Here is a 13,326-nt window from a genome sequence, read left to right on the forward strand (position 1 = left end):
CTCCTTGTTTCTGCCTTGCCTGCTTCGGCTGGGTTCCTCACCGCGCGCTCCGCGCGGTGGTCCTCTGAACGGTCACTTCCGCCCCTCCGTCTCCTCGTGGGAGGCCGCCGCCTGGGCGGCGGCGCTCCCCGGGCGCTTCCGAGCGACCCAGCCCTCGATGTTCCGCTGCTGGCCGCGGGCGACCGCCAGCGAACCCGAGGGCACGTCCCTGGTGATGACGGAGCCGGCGGCGGTGTACACGCCGTCCCCGACCTGGACGGGCGCCACGAACATGTTGTCCGCGCCCGTCCGGCAGTGGGAGCCGATGGTGGTCCGGTGCTTGCTCACACCGTCGTAGTTCACGAAGACGCTCGCCGCGCCGATGTTGGTGTGCTCCCCGACGGTCGCGTCACCCACGTACGACAGGTGCGGCACCTTGGAGCCCTCGCCGATCTCGGCGTTCTTCATCTCCACGTAGGCGCCGGTCTTCGTCCTGGGACCCAGCTTGGTCCCGGGGCGCAGGTAGGCGTACGGGCCGACGCTCGCCCCGGCGCCGATCTCCGCGCCCACCGCGACCGTGTTCGCGATCCTGGCGTCCTCGCCGACCGCGGTGTCGGTCAGGGTGCAGCCGGGGCCCACCTCGCAACCGGTGGCCAGGTGCGTCGCACCGTGGAGCTGGGTCCCGGGGTGGACCACGGCGTCCGGTTCGAAGGTCACCGTGACGTCCAGCCAGGTGGTCGACGGGTCGACGACCGTCACCCCGTCCGTCATCGCCGCGTTGAGCAGCCGTTCGTTGAGTAGCCTGCGGGCCTCGGCGAGCTGCACCCGGTTGTTGATCCCGAGGATCTCGCGGTGGTCGCCGGCGACGGCCGCGCCGACCCGGTGGCCGGCCTCCCGCAGGATGCCGAGCACATCGGTGAGGTACTCCTCGCCCTGGCTGTTGTCGGTACGTAGCTTGCCGAGCGCGTCGGCGAGCAGTTGTCCGTCGAAGGCGAAGACCCCCGAGTTGATCTCGCGTACCGCCCGCTCCGCCTCGGTGGCGTCCTTGTGCTCCACGATCGCGGTGACGGCCCCGCCCACCGGATCCCGCACGATGCGTCCGTATCCGGTGGCGTCGGGCACCTCTGCGCTCAACACGGTCACCGCGTTGCCCTCCGCCACATGGCTCTCCGAGAGCCGCCGCAGCGTCTCGCCGGTGAGCAGCGGGGTGTCGCCGCAGACCACGACGACCGTCCCGTCGACGGCGGTGCCGGCGGCCGAGAGCTCGTCCAGGGCCATGCGCACGGCGTGCCCGGTGCCGTTCTGCTCGTGCTGGACGGCGGTGCGGACACCGGGGTCGATGTCGGCCAGGTGCGCGGTGACCTGCTCGCGGGCGTGCCCCACCACCACGACCAGTTGCTCGGGGCCCAGGTCGCGGGCTGCCGCGACGACGTGGCCGACGAGCGAACGGCCGGCCAGGGTGTGCAGGACCTTGGGGGTTGACGACCGCATACGGGTCCCCTCACCCGCTGCGAGAACGACGACGGCTGCCGGGCGGTTGGCGCTCACGGGATGCCCTTCGGCTTCGGGTGACGGACACCCGAAGGATACCGGTGCCCTTTTGACCGGAAACGCGGGCGGGGTCGGTAGAAGTGGGAAAAGCCCGAACCGGGGCCGGGGGAACCGGGGTTGCGCCACCGGTCGAGAGAGAGCTCCGCCGCCAGGACTCGAACCCGGACTTACTGGACCAAAACCAGGAGTGCTGCCGATTACACCACGGCGGATCGCTCTGTACCCGATCCGTCTGCCGGTGGCTGCCGGATCGAGCGGTACCACTATGCCGCAACACCGGCCCGGGACGCGACGGTGCTTCGCCGAAACACCCGCTCGACCACCCCGCGGCAGCCGTGCCGGCACGGTGGGTGACGAACGCCCTCCGGAACGCGGGCGGATCCGCCCCGCAGCCCGCTGCGTCCGCTGCCGTGCACTGATCCACCAGCGGTTACGCGACAGGCATCGGGCCCACCGGGGGCGACGGGGCAGCCCTTAGGCTGGCCCCATGACGACAGCGGGGGAGACGGAGGCGGCGGGCGCGCGCCCCGCGCCGACCGGTCCGTGGTGGTGGTCGCGACGGCGGAGCATGTTCCTCGACCTCCTGCTGACGGTCGTCTCCGTCCTGGAGTGCGCCGAACAGGGACTGTCCTTCGCCGACGAGGCCCGCATCCCGGTGCCGGTCGCGGTGGCGCTGGGGGTGCTCGCCGGAGCGACCATGCTGCTGCGGCGGCGGCTGCCGGTCGCGGTGGTCCTGGTCTCGGTGGCGGTCACCCCGGCGGGCATGGGCTTCCTGCTGAGCGTCGTCGGGCTCTACACCCTCGCCGCCTCCCCGGAGGTGCCGCGCCGGATCATCGTCCTGCTCACCGGTATGTCGCTCGGAGGGACGCTGCTGGTCACCTCGATCCGCTTCGACCAGGGACTCCAGCAGGAGGACCTGGGCACCCCCGCCTGGGCGTCGCTGCCGGTCTCGCTGCTGGTGTCGTTCGGCGCGACCGCGCCACCGGTGTTCCTCGGCCTCTACGTGGCGGCCCGCCGACGGCTGGTGGAGAGCCTCCGGGAGCGGGCCGACGGACTGGAGCGGGAGCTCTCGCTGCTGGCCGAGCGGGCCGAGGAACGGGCCGAGTGGGCCCGTAGCGAGGAGCGGACCCGGATAGCCCGGGACATGCACGACGTGGTGGCCCACCGGGTGAGCCTGATGGTGGTGCACGCGACGGCGCTCCAGGCGGTGGCGGTCAAGGACCCGGACCGGGCGGCGAAGAACGCCGGTCTCGTGGCGGACATGGGGCGGCAGGCGCTGACCGAACTGCGCGAGATGCTCGGGGTGCTGCGGGCCAAGCCGGGGCAGGACGACCCGCCCGGCCAGGCGGGCGCGGCAGTGCGGTCCGGCGGCGTGCCGTCCTCGGCCCAGGACCCCGCGGCCGTCCCGGAGCGCCCCGGGGCCGGGGCGGGCGGGCGAACGGCCCCGCTGCCGGGCGCGCGGTCACCGGTCGGGGCGGTCGGAAGCGGCGCCGCCCCCGACGGGGGCCGATCGGCGCCCGTGGCCGAAGGGCCCACGCTCGGAGAGCTGGAGACGCTCCTCGATCAGTCCCGCACCGCCGGGATGTCCGTGGAACTGCTGGTCGAGGGGGAGGGGCGGAGCTACCCGCCGTCGGTCGAGCAGACGGCCTACCGGGTGGTCCAGGAAGCGCTAACCAATGTGCACAAGCACGCCTCGGGGGCCAGGACCAGGGTCCGGGTGGCGCACCGGGAGGCCGAGATCGCGGTGCTCGTCGAGAACGAGCCCTCGGGCGGTGGATCGGACGCCGGTCTGCCGAGCGGAGGCAACGGACTGCTGGGGATGAAGGAGCGGGTGGCGGTGTTGGGGGGCGGCTTCGTCTACGGGCCGACCGAGAGCGGTGGTTTCCGGGTGTCGGCGGTGCTGCCGGACCGCTCCCGCTGACAGCGGTCCGTACCGCGTGCCCTGGCCCGCACCTCCCCGCGGGCCTCCGCGGACCGCTTCCGGCCGGTGTCCGAGGGGGCCGATGGGTGAGCCGGGCCCCGGATCAACCGCTGACCAACCGCGCCCCGGATCAACCACCCACCGGGCTGAGCCGGACGGGGCAGCAGCCGGTGAGCAGCCGGGTGAGCGCCTCCTCGACGTCCCGGCCGAGATACCAGTCCCCGGTGTGGTCGAGGCTGTAGACCCGGCCGTCGCTGTCCATGGCCAGCGCGGCCCGGCCTCCGCCCGGACCGTCCGGGCCCGGGGCCTCCTCGCCGAGCGGGCAGATGTCCGTCCCCAGCGCGCGGCCGAGGTCGGCGAAGGTGCGGGCGAGGTGCAGACCGCACAACGGGTCGATGAGCAGTTCCGTCGGCGCGATCTCGCGGCCCGGTCCCGGGGCGGCCACCCGCAGTCCGCCGAACGCGGCCCAGGCCTCGACGGCCGCGGGCAGGATGGTGTGCCGGTGGCCGGCCGGCGAGACGTACCCGTGGAGGGTGTCCGCCCAGATCTCCGCCTGCCGTATGTCCCGCCGTCCGGGGTGCCAGCCGGCTCGGTGCAGGGCCTCCCGGACGGTGTCGGGGAAGTGGCGCTCGGAGAGGGGCGGTCGGCCCGGGTTCGGCACCTCAGGCTCCTCGCGGGGTCGGCTCGGCCGGGTCCACCGGGCGTACTCCGAAGTGCCGGAGCAGCGGTTCGCAGGAACGGCACGGTGGAGCGTAACCGCCGTGCCGCGGGTCGCCGTCCTCCCGGATGTGCCGGGCGGTGAGCTTCGCGTTCCGGAGCGCCCGGCGGGCGTCGGCCGGGCTCAACGGCCTGCGGGCGGCGCGCTTGCCCCGGGCCCGGTCCACGGTGGTCAGGTAGCGGGAGAGCAGGACGGCTTCGGGGCACCGGCCGAGGGAACGCTCGCGCTGCTCGGTGGGGAGGGCGTCGAGGAACTCCCGGACCAGCGGGTGGAGCTCCGGCGGCCGGTCGGTGCGCCCGGCGGTGGCGGTGAGGGTCTCCCCGCCCACCGAGAGGGCGGCGCCCACAGCGGGCAGGATGCCGTCCCTGCGGTGCCGGAGAACCGGGGGGCCCGGGTCACCCGCGGTGACGTCCGGGACCCCACCCCCGTCCTGCCGGGGTACATCACCCGGCGTGGCCTCTCCGACCTGCTCTGCTGTGTTCCTGATCACGCTTCCCCTCCGGTGCGGTCCCCCGGTCGCGCGGCAAAGCCTGCCAAACGTGCAGGTGATCTGGAAGCTAGCAGCCCCTTACGGGTGCGTCGTAGTGGTGGGCCCATCTTCCCAAGATGCTCTGAAAATATGACGTAGCGTAATCGTATCTCGGCTGCCCGGCCGTGGTTCCGTACCATCCGTCAACGACCGCGGAGGGCGGCGAGTCACTTTCCGTAGCGCGGCGCCGGCCCGCGCTCCGCCCTCCTCCCCCGTGAGCTGCGGGAAGTCCTCCACGGCGAGGCATCCGGCCCGGCGGCAGCGCATAGGGTGTGCGCAGTACGCAGACGCAGCAGGGGGCAACCGCCATGACGACAGGTCGGCTCGGTCAGCAGGCCTCGCCACCGAATGCGGCCTATGCCGGGCAGGTCGTGCACTTCCCGGACCCGGTCCGTGTGACCAGATACCCGAAAGGAGTATCGGTCGACGCCGACGGATACCCGGACTTCTCGCCGTACGCCAGAGCGGCGGCACAGATCGCCGACCCGCCGGACGGCTTCGGCGTCGACGAACTCCGGCTCACCGACTACGTGTCGGCCAACGCGGCGCTCCACGCCGACGGCCACGAACTCTGGGAGAGCCTCCCGCCGGTGGCCACGCCGCACGGCTGGACCTGGCACCACGTCCCCGACAGCCGCCGGATGGAGCTGATACCGGTCGAGGTGAAGGCGCTGCTGCGCCACCACGGCGGCCTGGCCACCGCACCGGTGGACCAGGGCAAGCGAGGCACCCGGCCGCTCCAGGAGACCCGTCCGGTCCACTTCAAGCTCCCCAGGGGCACGTCCCTCTCGGAAGCGCGGGTCGCCGAGGCCGAGGAGAGCCTCGGTTACCGGCTCCCCGACGCGTACCGCTCGTTCCTGAAGGCGGCCGGCGGCTGCGCCCCCGTCGGCCTCGGGCTCGACGCCGAACTCGGCCTCCTGGTCGACCAGCCCTTCTTCACACTGCGCGACGAAGCGGCCGTCAACGACCTGGTCTACGTCAACAAGTGCCTCCGCGACCACCTGACCAAGGACTACCTGGGGGTCGCCTTCGTCCAGGGCGGGATCCTCGCGGTCAAGGTGAAGGGGCAGGCGGTCGGTTCGGTGTGGTTCTGCGCCTACGACGACGCCCGGGACCGCGACGGCGCCTCCACCCAGGAACGCGTCGAGCAGCTGCTGCTGCCCTGCGGAGAGGACTTCGACGTCTTCCTCAAGCGGCTGGTGGGCAGCCCCCCGGAGCTGGAGACGGTGGCGAACCTGATGGTGGACGGCGGCTTCGCGCACGTCGTCCCGGTGGAGGGATGAGGCGGCGATGGTGACCTTCGCGCAGGCACAGGAGCAGGGCGAACGGTGGATCAACGCCGAGGTGCCCGCCGAACACCGCCGCGAGGTCCGGGTGCGGGAGTTCGACCTGGGCTTCGTGGTCTGGGCCGAGGACCGCGCCGACGGCCCGGCCACCGGCGGTGGGCGCTCGCTGCTGGTGGTAGCGGGGGACAGCGGTGACACCACGCTCTGGCCGGACCTGCCGGTGAGCGATGTCATCCGGGCCTACCGGGAGTGGTACGGAGCCCCTCAGGGCGAGGACGACCGGGCGGAGCCGGAACCGCCGCGCCGAGTGGATCTGGAGGCCACCTCCTTCCTGCTGACTCCGCCCCAGTGGCTGCAGGACGCCGCCGACAAGATGGGCATCCCGGACCACCGCCCGACCGGCCCGGCGGCCCCGGCTTCCGAGCCGACCGGCGGCCCCGGCGAGGCGGACACCGACGGCACCCCGTGGGCCGGCACCGACACCTCGGGAGGGGGCGACGACAGCGACCGGTCCGTCGGTCTGCCCCAGACCGTCTTCGCCGCACCGCTGGTGGAGCACGGGGACGAGCCGGCCCCGGCCGGCGACAGCTCCGAGGCCAAGACCCAGCTGATGTCCAGCGGCAGCGCACTGCCCCCGACGGCCATCGCCCCGGCCATGGACCTGCCGGGGCCGGGCACCCCGCCACCCGGCGCCGCCGACATCGCCGCCGAGGCCACCGCCCGCGGGCCCGGCCCGGGGCCGAACACCCCACCGCCGCCCGGGGTCCCCGGGCCACCGGGCTCCGGACCGGGCGCCCCGGGGGTGCCCGCGCCCGGCTATCCGCCCCAGCCGGCAGCCGGCCCGGACGGGCCGCCCGGCGCCCCCGGCGCCGGTCCCGGCACACCTCCCCCGCCTTCGCCTCCTCCTCCGCCCGGCGGGGGTCCGGGGGGCGGCGGGGTGCACCACGCACCCACGATGCTGGCCGACACCAACGGCTCGGGCCTGCCCGGCGCCGGCGGCGGGCCGGGGACCCCGCCGCCACCGGGGCCGCCCGGTGTCCCCGGTGCCGGCCCCGGCACACCTCCTCCGCCTCCGCCTCCACCGCCGGCCGGTGGGGGAACGGGCGGCGGGATGCACCACGCCGCCACGATGCTCGCCGGATCGGGCACCGGCGGTCACCCCGGCCCGCCGGGACCGCCGGGACCGCCGGGTGCCCCCGGCGGCATGGCCCCCGGTGCCCCCGGGATGCCGCCTGCCGGAGGGCAGGTTCCCCCCGGCTACGGCTACCCGCAGGCCCAGCCCGGCGGGCCGGCCATGGTCGGACCCGGCTACATGGCCGTCCTCCGCTACCGGGCGCAGGACGGTTCCGAGCAGCAGGTGATCCGGCGCTCCGCGCCCGGCACACCACACCCCGAGTGGCAGATCCTGCACGAGCTGCGCGCCATGAACGTGCCGCCCCAGCAGGTGCTGGAACTCCACACCGAACTGGAGTCCTGCGACCTGCCGGGCGGCTACTGCGCTCGGATGGTGCGCGAGACCTGGCCCCAGGTGCGCATCAGCCACACGGCTCCATACGGCGCCGACCACGCCAGCCGCCAGCAGGGGGTACGCCACCTCGTCGAGCACCAGGGTGAACTGCACCAGGTCGCGGACGGGCCGGCACGCCCCGCGCCGAACCGGGTGCCGCTGCCGCACCCGAGCCAGGTGCCGCCGGTGCCGCCGGTTCCGGTCGAGGGCATCGCCCACGAGCTGCTGCAGGGCTTCGGTCCGCAGGGCGTCTTCCGGTTCGACCAGCGGGCGGTCTCCCGGCAGGGGGTGCCGGAGATCGTCGCGCAGCTCCTCGTCTGGGCCGGGCTGCCGGTGGACTTCGGGCCGTTCTTCTGGGCGCAGGCCCAGCCCGGCCGCCCGGTGCCCACGCTCGCCGAACTCGCCGCCGAACGCGGTGTGCGTCCCGCCGCCGACGCCGGCTCCTACCTGGTCATGGGCAACGACTACGGCCGGCAGCTCTGTGTGCAGTACGGCACGGCGCACATCGTGGCGGTACCGCTCGAAGGGGTGGACGGGCAGCCCGCGCCGACGCAGTTCGTCAACTCGGGGCTGCCGGAGTTCACCCGCTGCCTCGGGCTGCTCGGTCGGATGTGGCGGCTGCGGTTCGGGCTCACCCCTGAGCAGGCGGGCCGCTGGACGGTCGATTTCCAGGCCCAGCTGGCCTCGCTCGACCCGCCGGCGCTCGCCTCGCCGGAGAACTGGTGGGCGGTGCTGCTGGAGCAGATGTGGGACGGGTTGTTCTGATCCGGTCGGCCGGCTGAGGGCCGACCAGGGTGGAGCCGGGTTCGCCGCGTGACGCGCGGGGACCCGGCTCCGTGCGCTGGTCCGTCAGGGGTGTCGGGCGGACCTCAGCGCTCCTCGTACTTGGCCAGTGCCAAGCCCAGGCCGAAGAACGTGGGTGCCCATTCGCCCACGAAGATTCCCCAACGGTCGGCTCTGTCCGTGCTTGCCGACTCCCCCTTCAGCGAGCCGGCCCAGGAGAGGAAGGCCAGCCCGATCGACGCCACGGCCGCCGTGTAGGCGTGGTCACTGCGCAGTCCCATGTCGTGCAGCTTCTTGATCACCATGGAAACCCCTGAGGTCTTGGCTTCTGCGGACCCTTCGACCGTCCTGGAGGTCCGCGGCGTTCGCCACAGCATGCCGCCGAACGGATGAGGCAGGGGCCGCCGCGACCCGGGAGGGAGCGGAGTCGGGGCTTTGGCGTATGTATGGCGGAGTGTCGCATTGTGTGTGTTTCATTCGCATCCAGGATGATGTGCTACCGAAGTGTGATCTCCACCTACCGGGCTAAAGGGGCTTGAGGATGAGTGCGAGTGGGTCCGCGGCACGCTACGACTTCGCCGTCGCACGTGGCCGGGAGCGCGGCTACCGGCCCGAACAGGTCGACCGCGCCGTCACCGGGCTGGCCACCGAGCGGGACGAGGCATGGGAGCGGGCGGCTCGCCTCACGCTGCTGGCCAAGGAGATGGAGGAGGAGCTGGAGCGGCTGCGGGAGCAGGCCGAACGGGCGGCCCCGCAGACCTACCGGGAGCTCGGCCCCCGCGCCCAGGAGCTGCTGGCGATGGCCGAGGCCGAAGCAGCCGACCTCCGCGCCGCCGCCGAGGCCACCGCGGACGAACTGCGGAGCGTCGAGGAGGAACGCGGTCACACGCTGCGGCAGAGCGCCCGCGGGCACGCGAAGCAGGTGCTGGCCGAGGCCGACCGCTGGGCCGAGGAGCATGTGACCGGTGCTCGTCGGGAGGCGGAGCAGCTGATCGGCACGGCTCGCACCGAGGCCGAGGAACTCACCAACGAGGCGGCCGTCGGTCTGCGGGAGTCCCGGGAGCAGGCCGCCACGATCCTCGCCGACCAGGAGACGGAGCTGGCCCGGTGGCGGGAACGGGCCGACCAGGAGTTCGCCGAGGCCGAGACGGCGGGGGACGCCCGCGTGACCGAGCTGGGTGAGCGGGCGGAACGCCTGCTCACCGAGGCCCGCGCCGCACACGGGCAGGCGGAGGAGATCGCGGCGCGCCTGCGGTCCCAGGCGGAGGCGGAGGCGGCGGAGATCCTCGCACTGGCCCGCTCCCGGGCACAGGCCACCGAGCGGGAGACCGACCGGGTCCTCCGGGAACACGCGGACCGCGCCGACGAGGTCAGCTCGCAGCTGGAGCACGTCCGCGCGACCCTCGCCACGCTCACCGGCAGGGGGATGAACACCGTCCCCGGCCCGGCCGCGCCCCCCGGCTCAGAGGACTGAGCCGCAGGACGGGCCGCGGCGGGAGATCAGGACACGATGGTCGTGAGGAACTCGCCGGTCCACGCCAGCAGCTCCCGGCCCACCAGAGGCTTGCCGCCGATCCTGGCCGTCGCCGGACGTGGCACCAGCAGCTGCCGGGTGGCCGGCTTGAGGACCGCCCGGGGATGCAGCCGCTTCAGCCGCAACTCCTGGGACTCACGCAGTTCCACCGGGCCGAAGCGGATGTTGGAGCCCTGCAGGGTGATGTCGGTGACGCCGCAGGACCGTGCCAGCACCCGCAGCCCGGCCACCAGCAGCAGGTTCTCCACCGGCTCCGGCAGCTTGCCGTAGCGGTCGGTCAGCTCCTCCCGGACCGCGGCGATCTCCGCCTCCGAGGCCGCCGCGGCGATCGAGCGGTAGGCCTGCAGCCGCAGCCGCTCACCCGGCGCGTAGTCGTGCGGGATGTGCGCGTCCACCGGAAGTTCGATCTTCACCTCCAGCGGCGGCTCCTCCTCGCTCTCCCCTTCCAGCGCCGCCCGGTAGTCGGCGACCGCCTCGCCCACCATCCGCACGTACAGGTCGAAGCCGACCCCGGCGATGTGGCCGGACTGCTCGCCGCCCAGCAGGTTGCCCGCGCCCCGGATCTCCAGGTCCTTCATCGCCACGTACATGCCCGCACCCATCTCGGTGTGCTGGGCGATGGTGGCCAGCCGTTCGTGGGCGGTCTCGGTGAGCGGCTTCTCCGGCGGGTAGAGGAAGTAGGCGTAGCCGCGGTCCCGCCCCCGGCCGACCCGGCCGCGCAGCTGGTGCAGTTGGGAGAGGCCGAAGTTGTCGCCCCGCTCCACGATCAGCGTGTTGGCGTTGGAGATGTCGATGCCGTTCTCCACGATCGTGGTGGCGACCAGCACGTCGTACTTCTTCTCCCAGAAGTCCACCACCACGCGTTCCAGCGCCGACTCCGACATCTGCCCGTGCGCGATGGCGATCCGCGCCTCCGGCACGATCTGCCGCAGCCGGGCCGCCGCACGCTCGATCGACTCGACCCGGTTGTGGATGTAGAAGACCTGCCCCTCCCGCAGCAGCTCCCGGCGGACGGCCGCGCCGATCTGCTTCTCCTCGTAGGGGCCGACGAAGGTCAGCACCGGGTGCCGCTCCTCCGGCGGGGTGGTGATCGTCGACATCTCCCGGATACCGGTGACCGCCATCTCCAGGGTGCGCGGGATGGGGGTGGCGGACATGGTCAGCACGTCCACGTTGGCGCGGAGCTTCTTGAGCTGTTCCTTGTGCTCGACGCCGAAACGCTGCTCCTCGTCGACGATGACCAGTCCCAGCTCCTTGAACTTCGTCTCGGAGGAGAACAGCCGGTGGGTGCCGATGACCACGTCCACCGAGCCCTCCCGGAGCCCCTCCAACACCGCCTTCGCCTCGCTGTCCGACTGGAACCGGGAGAGCGCCCTCACCACCACCGGGTACTGCGCGTACCGCTCGGAGAAGGTGCTGAAGTGCTGCTGGACCAGGAGCGTGGTGGGCACCAGGACGGCCACCTGCTTGCCGTCCTGGACGGCCTTGAACGCCGCCCGGACGGCGATCTCGGTCTTGCCGTAGCCGACGTCGCCGCAGATCAGCCGGTCCATCGGGACCGACTTCTCCATGTCGTCCTTCACCTCCGCGATGGTGGTGAGCTGGTCGGGTGTCTCGGCGTACGGGAAGGCGTCCTCCAGCTCCCGCTGCCAGGGCGAGTCGGCGGCGAAGGCGTGACCGGGGGCGGCCATCCGCGCCGAGTAGAGCTTGATCAGGTCAGCGGCGATCTCCTTGACGGCCTTCTTCGCCCGCGCCTTGGTCTTCGTCCAGTCCGCGCCGCCGAGCCGGTGCAGGGTCGGGGCCTCACCGCCGACGTACTTGGTGACCTGCTCCAACTGGTCGGTCGGCACGAACAACCGGTCGCCGGGCTGGCCGCGCTTGGCCGGCGCGTACTCCACCAGCAGATACTCGCGGGTCGCACCCTGCACCGTGCGCTGCACCATCTCGATGTAGCGGCCGACGCCGTGCTGCTCGTGGACGATGAAGTCACCGGTCTGCAGGGTCAGCGGGTCGATCGTCTTGCGGCGCCGGGCCGGCATCCGGCCGATCTCCTTGCCGGCCGTCCGCTGGCCCGAGAGGTCGGTCTCGGTGAGCACGGCGAGCCGCAGCCCCGGAGCGACGAAGCCGTGCTCCAGCGAGCCGCAGGAGACATGCACTACGGAGGGGGTGAGCGTGCCGAGGTCGCTGTCGAGCCGGGCCGGGACCCCCTCGCCGCCCAGCACCTCGACGGTACGGCTCGCGGTGCCGTGGCCCTCGGTGACGTAGACCGTGCGCCAGCCGTCGGAGAGCCAGCCCTTGGTGTCGGCGAGCGCCCGGGCGGTGTCGCCGCGGTAGGTCTCGGGGGCGCGCAGGCCGAGCGTCAGGGTGTCGCCGTCCTCCTCCAGGTCCTGGTCCGCGGCGAACGGGCTGACCGACCACCACATCATGCCGAGTTCCCGGGCACGCTCCCGGACCTCGGCGATGCCGCGCAGCGAGGCCGCGCCCAGGTCGATGGGGGCCTGCCCGCCGTCCGCGCTGGCCGCCCAGGAGGCGTGCAGGAACTCCTGGCTGGTGGCGACCAGGTCGGCGGCCCGGGTGCGCACCCGCTCCGGATCGCAGACCACCGCCATGCTCCCCTGGGGCAGCACGTCGAGCAGCAGCTCCATCTCGTCGACCAGCACCGGGGCCAGGGACTCCATGCCGTCCACGGCGATGCCCTCGGCGATCCGGCCCAGCAGGTCGCCCAACTCGGGATGCTCCTCGGCGAGAGCCGCGGCCCGCCGCCGCACCTCCTCGGTGAGCAGCAGCTCCCGGCACGGTGGGGCCCAGAGCCCGTGCTCGGCCACTTCCAGGGAACGCTGGTCGGCCACCTTGAAGTAGCGGATCTCCTCGACCTCGTCGCCCCAGAACTCCACCCGGACGGGGTGTTCCTCGGTGGGCGGGAAGACATCGAGGATGCCGCCGCGGACCGCGAAGTCCCCGCGCTTCTCGACCATCTCGACGCGGGCGTAGGCCGCGGCGGCGAGCGCTTCCACGACCTCCTGGAGGTCGGCGCTCTGCCCGCCGGCCAGACTCACCGGTCGGAGTTCGCCGAGCCCCTTCACCTGGGGCTGGAGCACCGCGCGCACCGGGGCGACCACCACGCTCACCGGCCCGGTGGCGGGGTTGTCGGGGTCCTCAAGACTCGGGTGGCTCAGCCGGCGCAGGACGGCGAGCCGCCGTCCGACGGTGTCCGAACGCGGCGAGAGCCGCTCGTGCGGGAGGGTCTCCCAGGACGGGTACTCCACCACCATCTCGGGCGGCAGCAGCGAGCGCAGCGCCTCGGCGAGGTCCTCGGCCTCCCGGCCGGTGGCGGTGACGGCCAGCACCGGCCGCCCGGCGGACCGGGCGAGGGCGGCGACGGCGAACGGGCGGGCGGCCGGCGGGCCCACCAGGTCGAGATGCGAACGGTTACCCTCCGAAGCGGCTCGGACCGCCTCGGCGAGCCCGGGCTCATCGGCGACGACATCGAGCAGACCGTGCAGGCTCATGTGGGCGGC

9 protein-coding genes and 1 tRNA gene are annotated in these 13,326 nt (G+C 73.3%); 4 read left to right on the plus strand and 6 right to left on the minus strand.

Features of this window, described 5'->3' with window-relative positions:
* Window positions 1-72: 72 nt before the first annotated feature.
* Together glmU and BGP73_RS18055 are read right to left on the minus strand one after the other, a co-directional pair.
* Entirely contained in the window at window positions 73-1,527 is a 1,455-nt protein-coding gene (gene glmU / locus BGP73_RS18050) for a bifunctional UDP-N-acetylglucosamine diphosphorylase/glucosamine-1-phosphate N-acetyltransferase GlmU (protein ID WP_079127637.1), read from the minus strand.
* A 143-nt stretch (window positions 1,528-1,670) separates the two neighbouring features.
* A tRNA-Gln gene (locus tag BGP73_RS18055) sits at window positions 1,671-1,742 on the minus strand.
* Between the two features lie 275 nt (window positions 1,743-2,017).
* On the opposite strand from BGP73_RS18055, the gene BGP73_RS18060 reads away from it, so the two are divergent.
* Window positions 2,018-3,451, plus strand: a complete 1,434-nt coding sequence (locus BGP73_RS18060; RefSeq protein WP_069816162.1) for a sensor histidine kinase — start codon at window positions 2,018-2,020, stop codon at window positions 3,449-3,451.
* A 130-nt stretch (window positions 3,452-3,581) separates the two neighbouring features.
* Here BGP73_RS18060 and BGP73_RS18065 read toward each other — a convergent pair whose 3' ends face one another.
* Window positions 3,582-4,112, minus strand: coding sequence for an SUKH-3 domain-containing protein (locus tag BGP73_RS18065; protein WP_069816164.1), 531 nt, complete (start codon window positions 4,110-4,112; stop codon window positions 3,582-3,584).
* Between the two features lies 1 nt (window position 4,113).
* Complete coding sequence (locus BGP73_RS18070) at window positions 4,114-4,656, minus strand: YwqJ-related putative deaminase (protein WP_069816334.1); 543 nt, start codon at window positions 4,654-4,656, stop codon at window positions 4,114-4,116.
* 350 nt (window positions 4,657-5,006) lie between these two features.
* Here BGP73_RS18070 and BGP73_RS18075 point away from each other — a divergent pair, with 350 nt between their 5' ends.
* Both BGP73_RS18075 and BGP73_RS18080 read left to right on the plus strand, forming a co-directional pair.
* A complete protein-coding gene (locus BGP73_RS18075; RefSeq protein ID WP_069816166.1) occupies window positions 5,007-5,981 on the plus strand; it encodes an SMI1/KNR4 family protein in 975 nt (324 codons plus the stop codon).
* A 7-nt stretch (window positions 5,982-5,988) separates the two neighbouring features.
* On the plus strand, window positions 5,989-8,256 hold the full coding sequence (locus BGP73_RS18080) for an SUKH-4 family immunity protein (protein WP_069816168.1): 2,268 nt from the start codon (window positions 5,989-5,991) through the stop codon (window positions 8,254-8,256).
* 104 nt (window positions 8,257-8,360) lie between these two features.
* Here BGP73_RS18080 and BGP73_RS18085 read toward each other — a convergent pair whose 3' ends face one another.
* On the minus strand, window positions 8,361-8,579 hold the full coding sequence (locus tag BGP73_RS18085) for a hypothetical protein (protein ID WP_069816170.1): 219 nt from the start codon (window positions 8,577-8,579) through the stop codon (window positions 8,361-8,363).
* Window positions 8,580-8,815: 236 nt separating this feature from the next.
* Between BGP73_RS18085 and BGP73_RS18090 the strand changes: the two genes are divergently transcribed.
* Complete coding sequence (locus BGP73_RS18090) at window positions 8,816-9,748, plus strand: hypothetical protein (RefSeq protein WP_069816172.1); 933 nt, start codon at window positions 8,816-8,818, stop codon at window positions 9,746-9,748.
* A 26-nt stretch (window positions 9,749-9,774) separates the two neighbouring features.
* Here BGP73_RS18090 and mfd read toward each other — a convergent pair whose 3' ends face one another.
* Window positions 9,775-13,317, minus strand: coding sequence for a transcription-repair coupling factor (mfd, locus tag BGP73_RS18095; RefSeq protein ID WP_069816174.1), 3,543 nt, complete (start codon window positions 13,315-13,317; stop codon window positions 9,775-9,777).
* Window positions 13,318-13,326 lie beyond the last annotated feature (9 nt).

Source organism: Streptomyces sp. TP-A0874 (genome assembly GCF_001748085.1).
Taxonomy (GTDB): Bacteria; Actinomycetota; Actinomycetes; order Streptomycetales; family Streptomycetaceae; genus Streptomyces.